The organism is Bacteroides sp. 2_2_4, from assembly GCF_000157055.1.
GTDB lineage: Bacteria > Bacteroidota > Bacteroidia > Bacteroidales > Bacteroidaceae > Bacteroides > Bacteroides ovatus.
This window is the reverse complement of record NZ_EQ973361.1, coordinates 375,033-391,188: the sequence shown is the minus strand read 5'-3', so window position 1 is coordinate 391,188 and position 16,156 is coordinate 375,033. Positions and strand designations below refer to the sequence as shown.

The following is a 16,156-nucleotide window of genomic DNA, read 5'->3' as shown; positions in this document are numbered from 1 at the left end:
AGACTGATTTATATATTTTACATCATTGAAAAGAACTTCCGTAGCGACCGGGAATCATAAAAAAGGCGGAGTAAGCTCGGGAAAAGGATTCCCATTCTTCGCACGAGTATCCCCGCCTGTCATATAGTAAAGTTAAATTAAGAGAGAATTAGTAAATTCTCATTCCGTTTCACAACGGTAGTTCTTTTCTTTATTCATCAATGTTATGTTCGTTTTATCTGAAAAGTGCAATATCCGGGAAAAGGATACAATCTTTCAGTGTCCCGGTCAGGAACTGCTGTCCGTCAAACAATGCTATCGCCAGGTAGCATCCGCTTTCCGGTGCTCCGGTCACGTCCTGAAAACTGACTCCGACAGAACCGTCCTGATAAAGCACAGGAGCGAAACCGAAATTTCCTTTCGAATAAATATTGGAAGAAGCCGCTACAGAAAAGCCGTACAGGGTTTGCAAAACAACACCTGCCCCATCATCCGATGTTCCGTCCGATACTCCACCTGACGTTCCGTCCGAAGCGCCTTCTGCCACCTCATCCGCAACTTCTTCCACGACCGTAAAGTCTTTCTGTGCCGCACCGATAGGAACCACAAACGATCCATTTTCATAGGTAGCCTGCAATGAAATCGTAGCCTTTGCGGGGTCTTTCAGATATTGCGCTGCCGGAGTATTTGCCAACGACATCTTAATGGTATATCCCTCGCCATCGACATTCTTCGAAATTTCAGTAGCCGACAAGGGATAGGCGTTTTCGATATTCTTCGTATCCCATTTCACATAAATCCGGCTATTTCCCCACACTCCAAGCAGGTCCGTCGCTTCATACTGGTAGACGTAGTAAAGGAACTTCCGCCCCTCATTGGTGCTGACCAATAACTGGCAGGCACGGGGATTTCCGGTTTTGTTCTCTTTCAACACAAGCAAGAAACCATCTTCTTTTGAAGCAGCCGGCACCTCCACCCAGTCGATTCCCCGCTGCACGCTCACTTTGAAATCAAACGAACTATTCACACGTACAATCGTCTGTGAAGGAGCATTTCCGAAGCGTATCACCTGCTGGTCGGAGTCGGGAGCAAAAATATTTCCCTCCTGCGTCACTACAATTTTCTGTTCGCTATTACCATCGCTCACGGTCACCTGCGTGGCACGTGACGTATATTCATAATTGGCTCTGGCAAGCAAAGTTATCTTTTCGTTTGTCACTTCGATTACCCTGCACCAGTCCGCACCCGAAACGGCAGTCAGTTCTCCGGTAGCCTGCAAAGCCACTTCCACCGTTCCGCCTCCGGCTGCCAGATCGACGTCCGCATTCATGATGCGGAAGCCTTGTGCCGTTTCATCGTTTTCCTTGTCGCACGCTGTCATCAGCAAACAGCACGCAGATAATAACAGTATAACTAACTTATTCATCATATCATTCTTCTATTGTTTTTTTAATCAACCTGATTGCTGCAACTGCATCCGTGTATCCCATGAAAGAGGCCTCCTCATCCTGCGAGTCGTACACACCGAAGATAAATCCGGAGATTTCACCCATCCACACTCCATTGTCCACCAGATAAATGCCGTCGGTGGTAGGATAACTGATAAGACCGATTGCCGAACTGCGCAAAACATAATCATTCATCAAATCCCACATAGCCAGATACACGTAACCTCCCTGTACTTTCTTCAAAAATTGCGGCAAGATGGAAAGTCCGCCACGCGGCTTGTCATAAGTTACCAGAATGTCATATTCGAGTCCTTTGAGCCAATAGCTCTTGCCGTCCTCGTCCTTCACCAGTTGAATCTCCTGCGAAGCCACTTCCATCTGGTTCGTCGCATCGTTCAGACGATAAAAATCCATCTGGTAAGTGCCTGGATAATAGTCGTAACTTTGATACCCGGCAGTATAGACACCCGCCAGTTTCACCTCCGTAGCTCCTTCGTCGGTACAAACAAAGCTGATCTCCTCGTTCTTCCAGACAAAATTCTGCATGGTTTGTCCGTCTATCGTCACCGGTTCGTGAAAACGCATTCCGTCGGTGGTAAACATAAAAGGTACGGTTTTCTGATGCACCTTTCCAACTTCGTCATAATAGGTCACAATGAACGTATAGTTGCTGCGTAGCATTTGCCCGGTGTAGAGTCCGTCCATCCGCAGGTCGTATTCATAAAAGAAAGCATCGTCTTCCACTTTCTTTATCCGGGTGAGATATTGCTTCCACGTCTGGTCGGCAGAAAAAGCCTTCATCACGATGCGGTTGCCATATTTCTTGCCTTTCAGTTCGATACGGTCGGCGGTGGCATCGGAGATCACGAATTCGTAGTCGCCTCCGAGCGTTCCGTTCGGGTCGTCGGCCATACTTCCCTGTGGTTGACCGAAATAATGCACCAGATAATTGTAGGTATCGAAAGACAACATCGTTGCCTGCTCGGACTTGACGCTATAAAGCGAACTGACCGTCTCATCCGCTCCCGCTATCTGCGAAGCCATCGTCACCCGCTGGCCGTCGAACTTGCAAAGCAGGGTAATACCTCCCAGCGAGTAGTCCTTACCGACGTAATATTCCATCACCCATCCGTTGGGTGCTGCTTCCAGCAGTTCGCTGCAACGCTTCACATCGGCCGTGGCACGGTTGGCAGACGAATCGTCAAAATAATCTTCTTCCTGAAAGAGGCACGACTGCAAACCCAGGCAGACAAGGGCCAACAGGAAATATATCGTTCTATTTTTCTTCATCATAATAATGTGTAATTAAATAATCATCCAATCGTCAATCAAAAAAACAAGAGGTGACCGGCACTTATTGAATAGTGCTCAAGTCAATTTCGGTAATCTCCTGCTGGCGGCGCAGCACGATTTTACGAAGTTCGTTGAGGTCGATCCCCCATGTGTCGCGCATATAGTTATAGACAATCGTGAATTTCTTGTTGATGATGGCAGCGCCCGATTCTCCGGCTGCCGTCATCATATTGTCCCAGTAGGCCTGCGTATGTGTGACGTACATGGCTATATTTTCCACAAAATCCTCGTTGGACTGGCTCATGGCATAAGCCGTCACGAAACCGTCGGACCAGGCCACATCGTCCGTGCGGGGCATGGCACCCTGGGCGGTCATGTAGTAATACCAGTCGGCTCCCACGTATTTTCCTTCCGAGATGCGGTTGAAAGAAGGGTCGAAATTCCGTTTCTGATGCAGGATATGGGCAAATTCATGATGCATCGTTTCAAAATAATACTCGTTGAGCTTTTCGATATTGATCTTCTTTATGTTGAGGTCGTTCACGTTATAGAGGGTGATTTTCTTCCCGCCTTCTGCCGTGCCGAGCACCATGTTACCGCTACTTTCGTAGGCGGGCGATCCGATGAGGTGGAATGTCTTGGGTACGTAGACACGGAGAAAATCCATTCCTGCCAGTTCGACGTAAGCGTCCATCCAGACGTGTTTGATGATTTTCGACAGTGCCACCGCTTTGTCATAGTCGGCGGGCACGAGGTTGTATTTATGATCGCTCTCGATATCCTTCATGCGGTACATGAAGTCGATGTTATAAGGATAGGTGTAGTTGTCGAGCAGCCAGTAATCGAAAGCATTTCTCTCCAGAGGTTCGGTAGAGAAGATGCTGTTCGCGGTGTCTATCTCGTCGTTATTGTTGCAAGCCCCCAGGCAGACTGTGGTGAGAGCAAGCAAAGAGTAAATGATCTGTTTCTTCATAATTTTCACTTTTTTCTCTGTTAGTTTCTTCTCGGGTTAGGTTGCATTCCCGCCACGATCACGTTTCGCGGAATCTGGATGGCACGGCGCAGGTCGTTCGGCGGCATTTCGTCGGTGACACGTTGAGTAGCCATGTTGCGACGGTAAATCATAATACCGTACCGTTTGATATCGGGCCAGCGCATCCCCTCGTGCAGGGTAGTGACACGGCGTATGTGCAGAATACAGTGAAGAATATTTTCCTGCATCCCTTCCTCGATAGTGAAATCGGGAGCTAGCTGTTTCTTGGGCGTCTGTTGCGTGAAAGGCGTGTAGAAATTCATTTTATCATAATACGCATTGATCTGGTCGGGTGTCAGGGCCGATTTGTTGCGGGTGTAGGCACGTTGCCAGCTCGTGATGTCGGCAGCCGACTGGGGGTACATTTTCTTCAACGCGTATGCTTCGGCACGGCAAAGCAGGGTTTCGTCCGTTGAAAACAATACCGGCATATAATAAAGGTAGCCGCCATCATAAAGTCCGCTCTTGCGCAGGATGCTGGCTACAAATCCGGTGGTAGAGAAAGGTTTCAGATACAAATAATCCGAGCTGCCCCACAGTCCTGCAGAAAGACAGGTTTCGCTGGTGGCGAGCGTTTGGTTGTGGAAGTAACGCGGGCCTACCAGGTAGTCGCTTCCGAGTGCGCCCCAGTTGGAGACGGTGCTGCTTATCAGCAGGTTGGCCTCATTGGAAGAAGCAATATACGCATCTGCCTGCACATTTCCGTTCACGGAAAGATTGCTCAATGCTTCCCAGTCGCGGAGCAGGTCGTCGGGGTTGCTGCCCAACACACGGGTGGCAAAGTCAATCACCCGGTCGCAGTTGGAGAAATCGGGTTTCATATAATAAAGGTAGAAACGGGCGGCAAAGGCATAGGCGGCCTTGCGGGTGAAATGGTATTTGGGGACGGAATATCCGTCGTCCGAAATCAGTTCCACTCCCTCCAGGAGGTCACGCTCCACTTTCCGGTACACTTCTTCCAGCGTGCCGCGCTCGTAACGGGGAGACACGGTGGTTTCCACGTCTTCCATATAGGGGATTCCCAACGATTCGGAGGCATGAGTGTCATAAGCATTGCAGAAGATAGTTGCCAGCATGAAATGGCAGTAGGCACGGCACACCAGTGCTTCACCGCGCTGCGGGTTGAGCGATGCCGGATTTCCTTTCTCCTCTATCGCCTTGAGTGCCATGTTGGCGGCTGAAATTGCACCGTAATAACCTCCCCAAAGGGAATTGGGTGTGTCCTGATATTCCTCTTTGGTATCTTCCCAGTTGTAACATTCCTTTTCGGAAAGCTGGTAGTAACCGTAGGTGGGGCCGCTATCATCGGAGTTGTCGCTGTAGAGTTCGAACAGTTCGTTGGGCGATACGTCGGGATAGGCCGATACAAGCAGTTTGGCTATTTTCTGGTCGGTGTTCAGTTCCGTGCGGTTGTCCGGTGTTTTGTCCAGAAAATCATTGCAGGAAACGGTAGTCAGACCGGAAGCTGCGGTGAGCAGCAGCACAGGGAGTATATGGTTTATTTTCGTCTTCATCTATCGTATATTTTTTCGGGTTCTCTATTGGGGGTTACAATCACAGTCCCAGACGCAGGGTGAGGGTAAACTGACGCGGAACGGGGGATGCCACCCCTCCGGTGTTCACAAATTCGGGGTCCTGCCCGTTCAACTTCTTGTCGGCGTAGATCAGGAAGAGGTTGGTAGCCTGCAACTTGAGCGACAGGTTGGATATTTTGGCAGGAGCGATCCAGCTTCTCGGGAACTCATACATCAGTGATATTTCTTTCATGCGGATAAAATCGCCTTTGGCGATGCGCTCCGTAGAATAGTTGTAGGCGTTGTAGGCAAGATAAAGCGATGTATTCGTCCTATATTGCGGGTCGCTAAGTATCACCGGGATATTCGTTCTCGCTTCGTCGCCGGAAACAGTCCAGCGGTTTTTGAATTCACGCGGCATGGCGGTAAGGTCGGAATATTTGTAGTTGAACACCGGGTTGAGGCGGACTACGTTGCCGAAAGAGTAAGTCATAAAGACATTTAGTTTGAAGCCTTTATAGGTGAATACATTACCGAAACTTCCCGTGACGGTGGGATCGGTAGGACCTTCGTATTTCAGGTAATCCAGTTTTTCGCGTTCCTGGAAGTTGATGCTGGTGCTAGTCACTTTTCCGTCGATGAGGTATTGCGGAATACCGTCTTCATCAAGTCCCGCAAAAGGGATGGAGAAGAGTCCGCGCACGGGGTATCCTTCGCGGGCAAAGCCGTTGCCGGAAACGAGTTCCATCATACTTGTGAGTCCTTTCAGCTGGGTGACTTCGTTCTTGGCATAGGAGAAGATAAAGTCTGTGTTCCATGAAAAATCATTCGTGCGGATGTTGCGGGTGGAGAGCGTAAATTCCACACCGTGAGATTTCATGGTGGCTACGTTGGCATATTTGTTGATGACGCCGCCTACTCCCTGTGTGGGGACTACACCGATCAGGTCGTAGTTGTTACGCTGGTACCAGTCGGCGGAGAAGTTGATGCGATTTTCGAGCAGGCCGAGGTCGATGCCGATGTTCAGCTCATGCTTTTTCTCGTAAGTGAGTTCGCTGTTCTCGATGTCATCGATATAAAGTCCCGTTTCCTGAATGTCGGTAAAGGGGCGGTAGGGCGAGAAGCTGCGGATGATGGCTTGCGAGTTGGTCACTTCCGCCGGGCCGCGGTCGGCGGTGAGGGAGTATGAGGCTTTCAGTGTCAGGTTGGAAAGGGTGGGTTGCAGCGCTTTGAAGAAAGATTCTTCATGCACGTTCCAGGCACCGGACAGGTTCCATGTGGGTAGCCAGCGGGATGAACGGCTGCGTCCCATGCGGTTGGTTCCTTCATAGCGGAAAGTGCCGTTGAGGGTGTAGCGTCCGTCGTAAGAATACGTGGCGTTGAAGAAGCTGGCTATACTCCGGGTTTCGGAGTGTCCCAGGCTGTAATAGCGCGAACCGGATTCGATGCCGTTCTTAAAGAACTGGTAGATGTAGGACGGAATTTCCCCCATCGAATATTGCATTCCCCAGCCTTGGAAAGAGGAATATGTTTTTTGAAGGCTGTTCACTTCCATTCCGGCAAAGAAGTTGGTGATGTGCTTTTCGGCGAAAAGATGATTCCATGAGAGTGTTCCACGGAAATCGAGTCCCAGCATACGGCGGTCCTGATGCTGGTAGATACCGCCTTCGGGCAGCAGGGTGATAGGCAGGGCGTATGGGTTGTCGGGGTCGGTATAGAGCAATTTGTTTTGCTCGCGGATGGTGGCGTCGTCCATACCGGTGCGGTAGGCGATTGCCTGATTGGCGTCGTCGAGCACGTTGTGTTCCTGCGATGAAGTCTGGTATCTAACGGCTCCGAGGGCACTCAATTCGAGTCCCTGAATCACTTTCCACTTCATCTCGCCTTGAAATTTCACATCGACCATATTGATTTCGATGTAGTTATTGTCGAGTTCGTGGAGAATATTGAATGGGGCGTAGTTGCTGATATAGTCCACAGAGGGGTCGAGTGTGCGGCTTGTGTTGAGCGCGTATGAATAAGGGTTGATGTCGAATCCGCGGGACATCTTTCCTGATGCGATGTCGAGGGTGGAGTTCATCGTTCCCGGCGCGTTCTGCTGGCGGTAGGAGGCGTTGGATATGAGGTTGAGCGACAGATTTTTATATATATTATAGGTTGTGTTCACATTGGCCGTGTAGCGTTTCACCTTGCTCTGCTTGTACCAACCCGGATCGAGCATGGCACTCAAGGAGGCATAGAAAGAGGATTTTTCCGTTCCGGCGGTGATGCTGACGGAATGGTTCTGCGAAACGGCATTGGTGAAAAGCACGTCGAACCAGTCAGTGTTGCGCATTTCCGCTTCGCGGAGGTAAGCGTTACGGGCTTCGGTGGTGTTGAGCAGTCCGCGTTGGCCGTTACTGTTGTTGTATTCGTCGATGAGGCGGTACATACGACCGTACACTCCGGTGTCTCTGGTGCGGAAAAGGTCGGCACTGTTCAACCAGCCTTTCTGTTCCATTTCTTTGTAGATTCCCATCTGTTCCTGCGAATTCATGATATTGAATTCTTTGTAGCTGGGGATAGCACGGGTGGTGAACTCGCCCGTATAACTGATCTTGCTGACTCCGGCACGTCCTTTCTTAGTGGTGACTACGATAACGCCTGCCATCGCACGTGCACCGTAAATGGAGGTTGCCGAACCGTCTTTCAAAATTTGGAAACTCTCGATATCGTCGGAATTCAGTCCGGCTATGGCGGAACTAATCAGTGTCTCGGCATCACCGGAGGAAAGATCATCGGGACCTACGTCGATGGCGTCTTCCAGAATCACGCCGTCAACAACCCACAACGGTTTGGAACTTCCGTAAATGGAAGTGGCTCCACGCACACGAATCTTGGGGGCAGTTCCAAAAGTGCCCGAAACATTCTGAACGGAAACTCCTGCCGCACGACCTTCCAGTCCGCGACTAATGTCGGGCAAACCGTCCAGCTTCACATTATCGGCATTTAATTGTTTGGTGGCTCCGGTAAAAAGACGTTTATCCATTTTCTGCATACCGGTCACTACCACTTCCTGTAATACTTCGGAATCGGATTTCATCATTACCTTGATGGTCCCGGACTTGATGGGAACATCCTGCGACTTCATGCCGACATAGGTGATTTGCAAAGTTCTTGATGAACTCATGCATTTTCTGCCCCTCCTTCCATAAGTGCTTGAGCACAAAATATTTAATAAATATAAAAAAGAAAATACAGAAAGGGGAATAAGAAAAGCAAAAAAGGAAGTGAAACGCAAAATAAATCGTCCTTTTTTGCTTTTTATCTACTTACTGAAAAGGTAGAAAATATCTTTCATGTAGCAAACTTCAAGTCCGGCAGCAACTCTCGTCTCCCCAATTAGGGTATTAATATAAGAGACTACGGATAGAATTTCTTTCTTTGTCCAATAAACTATCTTTTTTCTACCTGCAATTATTTATTTGCAGATTATTATGTGTTATTAAACATCTTATCTACGAATTTATCCACATTTATTTATCAAAAAGATACTTATTTTCGTTTATTAATCACCAAAAAGAAATAAGAAACCGCCTTTCATGTACTTATCTTGTATTTAAGTCCTTTTGCTACAAGTATTTTGTATCGACAGCACAAATTCATATTTTTTTCATATTTTTCTTTGTTTTTCTAAAAAAGTGGTTACTTTTGCGAATCGTAAGATAGCAAAACAGACTATTCTACTATATAAAAACTATATGAAAAGAAAACTAACGCTGTTATTAACCTGCCTGCTAGCAGGCATTAGCCTGGCAATCGCTCAAACCTCCAGAAAGGTAATGGGCGTTGTCTTCTCCGAGGAAGACAACCAGCCCGTCATAGGAGCATCCGTTTTAGTTAAAGGTACATCTATAGGAACCACCACCGACCTCGATGGAAAGTTCGTTATCAATAATGTACCAAGTTCATCAAGAACTTGGTAATTCCCCTCCCGCTTTCCTCTATTTTCCATCTTTTTTCTTCACCTTTCCTTCCTTTTCACCAGTCTCCAGGAACAGTGTTTTATCGTCATGAAACTGAATATCTATACGAATATGATGACTATCATCAACTGTATAGCCTACATCCGCAGAATCTCCTAGAAAAAGCTTCAGAATCCAGCACAACACCTCCGGAATATTGACAATAATCGTTGCCTTTCCAATCACACAAGAGAAAAAATTAAAGATAGTTGTCCAATTTGGTATAGGACTCCGACCGTCGAAATTACACCTGTACACACGCCCCACGGACGAACGCGAACAATCCGAATTCTTTTCAACATATTTTTCTGGAATATTATTCAGTTGCCCCAACTTAAAAACACAATCAATTACTTTCTTCTTAACATCATCGTCGCTGTGACGTACACCGGTCATTTCTTTCTGACCATTTTCACTGTTAAAAACCACTTCTCTTTCTACCTTAGTCATTTTTTTACATTTTATTTAATATTTACATATAAAATTCACGACAAAAGTACAATGCTTATTTTAACATATATGTTCAAGCATGACACATTCTATATTTTTCATCCATATTTTCACAAAGAAAGAGGGTTTGGGGTACCCATTTTCTACCTTACCGGTATTATCAAGAAAATAGATGAAATAAAATCTGCCAAAGAGGAAAGAAATCACTCGTTCCAAAAGCTGTGATTTGCGCTAAAAAAGAGAAAGCATTCCTGCACTAAAAGTTTCAACGTTTCATTATGGTTCAAGCTTGGACAGCCTTTGCATTACCTGCTCTCTACCTTTGTCCCCATAATCAAATCATTAAAACGAATCAAAATGACTGAAACTGAAAAAAATCATTCCTTCCAACGGGTACAGCTAATGAAGCAAGCTGCCGTCATCCGGCAAAACAACGGTATGAACCGGCACGATGCACTCGTCACGGCTCACCGGATAGGGGCTCTCATCCGGCAGATGCATCACGGAAATGTCTGTTTCCGCTACACCAAACAGGATGGAACCATCCGACATGCCACCGGCACCCTCACCGGATATGAACATAGTTTCCACCGTCCGTATCTACCCAAACCGGAAAATACGTTCGTTGTCTACTATGATATCGAAGCCAAAGGCTGGCGCACCTTTCACGCTGAAAATTTTCTGGATATCGAAACGGACGGGCAAGACAGCAACAAGTAAAAATGAATCTGCAAAAGAACGGAATGAACGGGCAGGAACGAAAAGAATGGGAGGCGCTTTGCAGACAGTATAACGTAGATTCGCTATACGAGGCCATTCAAGGCTGCCGGGAAGAACTGGAGTTTCTGATTCATTGTGCCGAACGGCTCGAACCTCATACGGAGGAGGAGGAAGAAACGCCGTTTAACACATACAGACCACAGCGTTTCTCCGCACCAGAAAGCGCCGTTTAACAGATGGAGGAAACGCCGTTTCTCCCCGCATGATTCAGAAAAACGATTATTTTTTAACAGAGTATAATTTTATTAACATTATCAATATCAAGTATGGAAAATTGGAGATTTATTGAAGAAAACCCCGACTATATGATTTCAGATCACGGACGGGTATTGAGTTTCAAGGGCAGATCAAAGTTGATCCTTTGTGCCAAAATCATGGGGACCGGTTACGAAACTGTCATACTGCCGAATAAAGGTGTTTGTATCGAATACAAAATTCATCGTTTGGTTGCCAAAGCATTCATCCCCAACCCGGAGCAGCTGCCACAGATTAACCACCTCGATGGCAATACGATGAACAACCACGTGTCAAACCTCGAATGGTGCGATGCATACACCAATATGATGCACGCCATCCGGACGGGATTACGACGTACGGGAGTGGGATCTCATCAAACACCTTTCGCCGTTACGGATGCAACGGGGAAAGTATTGCGTGCCTACCCGTCTATGAAAGAAATGGTCAGAGAGGAACGTCTGAAGCCTGCGCACCGAAACTGGCTTATCCTCCAACTAAAGCATCCGGACCGCGTGAAACAACACGCCTTGCGTGTGCAACATCATCGGGGAGATGCTTTTATTATGGTTCAGACAAGGCCTAACCAGACCACAGTGCTTAATCGGACGACAATACCTAATCGGCCCACCATGCCTAATCAAACGACAACGCCGCCGATGGATGCTCCCTTCTCTCCGGTGCTCCATTCAGTAACAAAGCAATATTACCGCCAACTGTCCAAAGAGGAGGCTATTGCGTTCGGGGTTATCTCACGTGCCGTCTGCAAACAGGAAAGGAGGATTCTGCCATGAAAGACACGATCATCATCCACTGTTCCGCCACTCGTGCGGGACAGGATTTTACCGCTACCGACATCGACCGCTGGCATCGTCAACGTGGTTTTCGTTCTATCGGTTATCATTTCGTCATCCGTCTCGACGGTACGATAGAACCGGGAAGAGATGTTGCTCTCGACGGAGCGCATTGTACAGGTTGGAACCATCGGTCTATCGGCATCTGCTACATTGGCGGATTGGACAGGAACGGCCGGCCTGCCGACACACGAACGGAAGCGCAACGTGAAGCGCTCGTCCGGCTGGTAGAAGATTTGCGCCTTGTCTTCCCTTCTCTGAAGCAGGTGATAGGGCATCGGGACACCAGTCCTGACCTCAATGGAGACGGCATTATCTCACCTGACGAGTATATAAAATCTTGCCCCTGCTTCGATGTAAAAGCAGAATTTATTCAGTAATAATCAACCATTTACAACCAGCATTTTATCATCATGGCCCGCATTTCCAAACCCGGATTAGATTATTTCCCCCTCGATGTCAATTTTCTGCAGGACAGAAAAGTACGCCGCATCTCCTGTCGCCACCACGCGGCAGGGATTGCCGCACTCACTTCGCTGCTCTGCCTCATCTATAAAGAAAAAGGTTATTATATTTTGTGGAACAAAGACACTCTTTTCGACATCGCCCAGGAAGCGTGTTGCGGGGAGGAGGAAATGCAGGCCATCATTGATGATTGCCTGTCAGTGGGGCTGTTCGATGATCTTATATATAAGGAGTATGGCGTACTGACTTCACAGGCGATTCAGGAACAATATCATAAAATCATCACCGACAGCCGGAGAAAATATAAATTACCCCTGGAACATTTCTGGATTATCAAGGAGGAGAGTAGTGAAATAGAACCGGAAAATACGGATGACTCCGGCAAAGATGTTACAAAACCCCATGAATTTGCTACAACAATGCCACAAACAAAAGAAGAAACGGATACAGATATCAAAGGTAAACAGGAAAGGAATATGGAAAATGAAATCAAACCTGAAATAAAAAAAGACATAGAGACAGAGAGGGAAGGAAAAGACGGAAAGGAGAATGAGAGGAGCATGCCGCCCGTTCCGTCAAACAGCGTTTTTCAGGCTTCGCCTGTCGTTGTAGAGGGTTTGTCTTTGGATAAATCGATTGGAAAAGAAACGGTTTCGGAAGGGATGCAAGCGGGAGGAGGCTCGGAAGCTATACTTCTACTTAATATGCAAACTATCGGCATCCGGAACGAACAGACCGTAAAAGCGATTGTCGCCCTTGCCCGACGTAAAGAATTGGGAGGCCCCGGCGGTATTTTATGGAAAATTCTTAGTTCCCAATACCGCCCTACCCTACTCAAAAAGAATGAACCGGGTGATTACATTCTTTGGGCACTCAATCATCCGACGGAATTTGAAAACACCTACAACGGGACACTGAAAAAGCTAATCAGGGGAAGATAAAGCGGAAAAGTCTGCCTATAAACAAGGAACCTTTTTATTTTTACTGCAAAAGGGATGGAAAACCAAGAATTATCGTACCTTTGTAGTACGAAGAAAAAGCCTCTTTTTTATGTATAAAGAGAAACGTCTCTTTGCAAAACATAAAAAGAAGCGACCCAAAACAATGAGTAAATTTATCAATCCGTTCACCGACTACGGATTCAAACTAATATTCGGCAGAGAAGTGTCTAAGGATTTACTAATCGAATTTCTGAACGACCTGCTCGAAGGTGAACGAGTGATAACGGACTTACAGTTTTTGAATAATGAGCAATTGCCGCTCTATCCGGAAGGACGAGGTATTATCTATGATGTATATTGCACCACGGACACAGGCGAAAAAATCATCGTTGAAATGCAGAACCGTATGCAAAGCAACTTCAAAGAACGCTCGATTTATTATTTATCGCGTGCCATCATCAATCAAGGAAGGGTAGGCAATGAATGGAAGTTTGAAATAAAAGCCGTATACGGAGTTTTCTTGATGAATTTCATTATCGACAAGAACATAAAACTCCGCACGGATGTTATTCTAAGTGACAGGGAAACAGGAGAACTCTTCTCGGATAAGTTCCGGGAAATCTTTATCGCCCTCCCTCTCTTCAACAAAAACGAAGAGGAATGCGAAACGAATTTTGAACGTTGGATTTATATATTAAATAATATGGAAACTTTAAAACGCATGCCGTTCAAGGCACGAAAAGCTGTCTTCGAGAAATTGGAAGATATCGCTGATGTGGCTTCTATGTCTCCGGAAGACAGGGAGCGATACGACAATAGCGTCAAAGTGTACCGAGATTATTTGGTGACAATGGATGCAGCTGAACAAAAAGGAATAAAAGAAGGGTTGGAGAAAGGTATAGAGAAAGGAATGAAAGAAGGTACACAAAGAGCCCAGCTGAAAATAGCCCGGAACATGAAAGCCAAAGGGATAGACAATGAGTCTATCGCCGAATGTACCGATTTACCTTTAAGCATAATCGAAGGGTTATAAAGTAATCGGATTCATAAAGGCACTATCTTGTAACCAACCGTTTACGAACGAAGAAAATAAAAAGAGGTGAGCTCCCTTTGCAGGGTAGTCCACCTCTTTCTCTTCATACACAAACATTCAAATTATCAGGTTTCAGGTGTTCGTCAATATAACGGATACCGTCCATCTTAAAAAGCCCCCGCAGAAGCGTATAGTTCAACATACGCTGCACCAGGTACGGGGTGCCTTGCAAGCTGCTCTGGTAGATGACCTCCTGCAAATCCGGTGCAAAACGGTCGGGATCGACTCCGGGAAGTAAATAACCGCAAATCTTACAATGCGTCAAGACATCAATCAACTGCTGCAACCAGAAAGCTTCCTCCCGCTCGAAAGCAGCACGGTATTCCCTGTCGGTAGCAATATCCATCAGCAACTTCTTCCCCAGCGAATGAAGCAGGGTGAGATAGCCATCCACTGTGATGAAAAGTGCCTCCATGCACGAGCTGTCCATCCGTATCTGTTTTTGCTGGATCCGGCTTCTGATTCCGTTGGCAAAATCAGAAAGACAGACACGGAACAGACTCGTTTTGCTGGGAAAGAGCTTGTAGAGTGTCCGCTTCGACATCTTCATTCCCCTGGCTATATCATCCATCGTCAACCCGTCGGCACCATGCTGGTACATTTCCCGCTTGGTGTAGTCGAGTATCCGGCAACGCAGTGTTTCTGGATTCATACATACCTCCCTACATACGGCCGCCACCCAATGCCTGATACAAAGTGATTACGCCCTGGATTTCGGTAAAGCGGTTCGCTACTTGTGACAGTTGCGCGTTGAGCAACGTCTGTTGGGCGGTCAATACTTCCAGATAAGTGGTGTTGCCATGTTTCATCAACAGGCTTGTGCTTTTGGCTGCTGTTTGCAGGGAAGCCACCTGCTTGTTGTAGTAGTCGGCTTTCTCGCGGGCAGTCTGGTACTGCACCAGTGCCTCGTTCACTTCCACGCCTGCGTTCAGCAAGGTCTGTTCGAAACTAAGGCGGGCTTCCTCCTGTTGGGCTTTCGCTATTTTCAGTTGGGCGATGTTCGCTCCTTTATTAAACAAAGGCTGCGTCAGGGAAGCCACGGCGGAGGCCAGGAACTTACCCGGGTTGACAATCATGCTCCCTGCACTGTTGGTCCATCCTGCACTGCCGCTCAACGTGATGGAAGGATAGAAAGCGGCACGGGCGGCATTCGTGGTATAGAAAGCCTGTGCCAACGAAAATTCTGCGCTACGCACGTCAGGACGGTTGGCAAGCATCTGTAAGGGAACACCCACGGAGAAGTTTTCCGGCAACTGTTGATTTCCCAATTTGCCACGCTGTATTTTGTGAGGAGTTTCTGCCAGTAAAAGTGCCAGTGAATTTTCCGCCTGATTGATTTGCTCTTTCAGGTCGAGTACGGTGGTACATATATTGAAGTAGGTAGCCTCCGTCTGCGCCAGTCCGGCCTCATTCACCATCCCGGCCTTTTTCATGGCACGGGTGGCATTTACACTTTCTTTCCAGGCAGCTTCGGTAGCCACAGCTATCTCATACTGCGAATCGAGCATCAGCAAGGTGTAATACGTATTGGCAACGGATGCTACTAACTGCGTCTTGACAGCCTGTTCATATTCCTTGCTCTGTTCGTAGGCAGCTTTCGCACGACGTTTCGCTGTTGTCACCTTTCCAAAAATATCCAGTTCCCACGAAGCAGTCACGGGCAGCGAATAAGTTTGTGTAGCCTTTCCACGGTCGAAGCTGCTGACAGCTCCTTCTGGTGCCAGAAACAAAGAAGGCAGATAAGACAGTTTGGACGTCAACAGCGTGGCTTCCGCTTCTTTCACACGCAAATGGGCAGTCTGCATATCGGTGTTGCGCAAGAGTGCCGAATCCACCAAATTCTGCAGATAAGGGTCGGTAAAGACCTCCCGCCACGAGAGGTTACCGAAGTTTGCCGTATCGGTGGCAGCAACAGACTCGCTGCCGTAAAGTCCTTCGGGAACTTCCGATACCGGTTTGTATTTATTGTAGATACCGCAACTACTCAATATAAGCGTTGCTGCGGACAGAATGATTATTTTTCTCATTAGTTCTTATTTTAATTCAGGTCTAAAACCTTTAATCATCA

At 47.3% G+C, this 16,156-nt stretch carries 15 protein-coding genes; 7 read left to right on the top strand and 8 right to left on the bottom strand.

Annotated features, from left to right (window positions below; genetic code table 11):
• Positions 1-214 precede the first annotated feature (214 nt).
• The 5 genes from BSCG_RS11200 to BSCG_RS11220 all read right to left on the bottom strand — a co-directional run bounded on the left by BSCG_RS11200 (position 215) and on the right by BSCG_RS11220 (position 8,436).
• The gene (locus tag BSCG_RS11200; protein WP_004310111.1) at positions 215-1,408 is read right to left on the bottom strand and encodes a BACON domain-containing protein; all 1,194 of its coding nucleotides are present in this window, start codon (positions 1,406-1,408) and stop codon (positions 215-217) included.
• Position 1,409: 1 nt separating this feature from the next.
• On the bottom strand, positions 1,410-2,720 hold the full coding sequence (locus BSCG_RS11205) for a DUF4302 domain-containing protein (RefSeq protein ID WP_004296764.1): 1,311 nt from the start codon (positions 2,718-2,720) through the stop codon (positions 1,410-1,412).
• A gap of 61 nt (positions 2,721-2,781) precedes the next feature.
• Positions 2,782-3,693: a putative zinc-binding metallopeptidase gene (locus BSCG_RS11210; protein ID WP_004326042.1), complete on the bottom strand. Its 912-nt coding sequence runs from the start codon at positions 3,691-3,693 to the stop codon at positions 2,782-2,784.
• Positions 3,694-3,713: 20 nt separating this feature from the next.
• Positions 3,714-5,267 (bottom strand): RagB/SusD family nutrient uptake outer membrane protein, encoded by a 1,554-nt coding sequence (locus tag BSCG_RS11215; protein ID WP_004296760.1) that lies wholly within the window; start codon positions 5,265-5,267, stop codon positions 3,714-3,716.
• Positions 5,268-5,307: 40 nt separating this feature from the next.
• The gene (locus BSCG_RS11220; RefSeq protein WP_004310108.1) at positions 5,308-8,436 is read right to left on the bottom strand and encodes a SusC/RagA family TonB-linked outer membrane protein; all 3,129 of its coding nucleotides are present in this window, start codon (positions 8,434-8,436) and stop codon (positions 5,308-5,310) included.
• A gap of 571 nt (positions 8,437-9,007) precedes the next feature.
• Here BSCG_RS11220 and BSCG_RS28825 point away from each other — a divergent pair.
• Positions 9,008-9,232, top strand: coding sequence for a carboxypeptidase-like regulatory domain-containing protein (locus BSCG_RS28825; RefSeq protein ID WP_004310107.1), 225 nt, complete (start codon positions 9,008-9,010; stop codon positions 9,230-9,232).
• Positions 9,233-9,250: 18 nt separating this feature from the next.
• Here BSCG_RS28825 and BSCG_RS11225 read toward each other — a convergent pair whose 3' ends face one another.
• Complete coding sequence (locus BSCG_RS11225; RefSeq protein WP_004296754.1) at positions 9,251-9,721, bottom strand: hypothetical protein; 471 nt, start codon at positions 9,719-9,721, stop codon at positions 9,251-9,253.
• Between the two features lie 357 nt (positions 9,722-10,078).
• Between BSCG_RS11225 and BSCG_RS11230 the strand changes: the two genes are divergently transcribed.
• From BSCG_RS11230 to BSCG_RS11255, 6 genes are all read left to right on the top strand, one after another.
• Positions 10,079-10,441 carry an SH3 beta-barrel fold-containing protein gene (locus BSCG_RS11230; RefSeq protein WP_004296751.1) on the top strand — a complete coding sequence of 121 codons (363 nt, stop codon included), beginning with the start codon at positions 10,079-10,081 and terminating at the stop codon, positions 10,439-10,441.
• A 2-nt stretch (positions 10,442-10,443) separates the two neighbouring features.
• Positions 10,444-10,674: a hypothetical protein gene (locus BSCG_RS11235; RefSeq protein WP_004296750.1), complete on the top strand. Its 231-nt coding sequence runs from the start codon at positions 10,444-10,446 to the stop codon at positions 10,672-10,674.
• A gap of 93 nt (positions 10,675-10,767) precedes the next feature.
• A complete protein-coding gene (locus BSCG_RS11240; protein WP_004296749.1) occupies positions 10,768-11,529 on the top strand; it encodes an HNH endonuclease in 762 nt (253 codons plus the stop codon).
• A complete protein-coding gene (locus BSCG_RS11245; protein WP_004296748.1) occupies positions 11,526-11,969 on the top strand; it encodes an N-acetylmuramoyl-L-alanine amidase in 444 nt (147 codons plus the stop codon). The genes BSCG_RS11240 and BSCG_RS11245 overlap by 4 nt, the downstream gene beginning before the upstream one ends.
• A gap of 33 nt (positions 11,970-12,002) precedes the next feature.
• Positions 12,003-12,995: a DUF4373 domain-containing protein gene (locus BSCG_RS11250; protein WP_004296747.1), complete on the top strand. Its 993-nt coding sequence runs from the start codon at positions 12,003-12,005 to the stop codon at positions 12,993-12,995.
• 109 nt (positions 12,996-13,104) lie between these two features.
• A complete protein-coding gene (locus BSCG_RS11255; RefSeq protein WP_083793666.1) occupies positions 13,105-14,028 on the top strand; it encodes an Rpn family recombination-promoting nuclease/putative transposase in 924 nt (307 codons plus the stop codon).
• 103 nt (positions 14,029-14,131) lie between these two features.
• Here BSCG_RS11255 and BSCG_RS11260 read toward each other — a convergent pair whose 3' ends face one another.
• Both BSCG_RS11260 and BSCG_RS11265 read right to left on the bottom strand, forming a co-directional pair.
• Positions 14,132-14,740 (bottom strand): TetR/AcrR family transcriptional regulator, encoded by a 609-nt coding sequence (locus tag BSCG_RS11260; RefSeq protein ID WP_004321749.1) that lies wholly within the window; start codon positions 14,738-14,740, stop codon positions 14,132-14,134.
• 10 nt (positions 14,741-14,750) lie between these two features.
• Positions 14,751-16,115 (bottom strand): TolC family protein, encoded by a 1,365-nt coding sequence (locus BSCG_RS11265; protein WP_008776336.1) that lies wholly within the window; start codon positions 16,113-16,115, stop codon positions 14,751-14,753.
• Positions 16,116-16,156 lie beyond the last annotated feature (41 nt).

Coding starts and splice junctions, on each gene's coding strand:
- BSCG_RS11200 (WP_004310111.1), bottom strand. CDS start 1,408: ATGATGAATAAGTTAGTTATACTGTTATTATCTGCGTGCTGTTTGCTG.
- BSCG_RS11205 (WP_004296764.1), bottom strand. CDS start 2,720: ATGATGAAGAAAAATAGAACGATATATTTCCTGTTGGCCCTTGTCTGC.
- BSCG_RS11210 (WP_004326042.1), bottom strand. CDS start 3,693: ATGAAGAAACAGATCATTTACTCTTTGCTTGCTCTCACCACAGTCTGC.
- BSCG_RS11215 (WP_004296760.1), bottom strand. CDS start 5,267: ATGAAGACGAAAATAAACCATATACTCCCTGTGCTGCTGCTCACCGCA.
- BSCG_RS11220 (WP_004310108.1), bottom strand. CDS start 8,436: ATGAGTTCATCAAGAACTTTGCAAATCACCTATGTCGGCATGAAGTCG.
- BSCG_RS28825 (WP_004310107.1), top strand. CDS start 9,008: ATGAAAAGAAAACTAACGCTGTTATTAACCTGCCTGCTAGCAGGCATT.
- BSCG_RS11225 (WP_004296754.1), bottom strand. CDS start 9,721: ATGACTAAGGTAGAAAGAGAAGTGGTTTTTAACAGTGAAAATGGTCAG.
- BSCG_RS11230 (WP_004296751.1), top strand. CDS start 10,079: ATGACTGAAACTGAAAAAAATCATTCCTTCCAACGGGTACAGCTAATG.
- BSCG_RS11235 (WP_004296750.1), top strand. CDS start 10,444: ATGAATCTGCAAAAGAACGGAATGAACGGGCAGGAACGAAAAGAATGG.
- BSCG_RS11240 (WP_004296749.1), top strand. CDS start 10,768: ATGGAAAATTGGAGATTTATTGAAGAAAACCCCGACTATATGATTTCA.
- BSCG_RS11245 (WP_004296748.1), top strand. CDS start 11,526: ATGAAAGACACGATCATCATCCACTGTTCCGCCACTCGTGCGGGACAG.
- BSCG_RS11250 (WP_004296747.1), top strand. CDS start 12,003: ATGGCCCGCATTTCCAAACCCGGATTAGATTATTTCCCCCTCGATGTC.
- BSCG_RS11255 (WP_083793666.1), top strand. CDS start 13,105: ATGTATAAAGAGAAACGTCTCTTTGCAAAACATAAAAAGAAGCGACCC.
- BSCG_RS11260 (WP_004321749.1), bottom strand. CDS start 14,740: ATGAATCCAGAAACACTGCGTTGCCGGATACTCGACTACACCAAGCGG.
- BSCG_RS11265 (WP_008776336.1), bottom strand. CDS start 16,115: ATGAGAAAAATAATCATTCTGTCCGCAGCAACGCTTATATTGAGTAGT.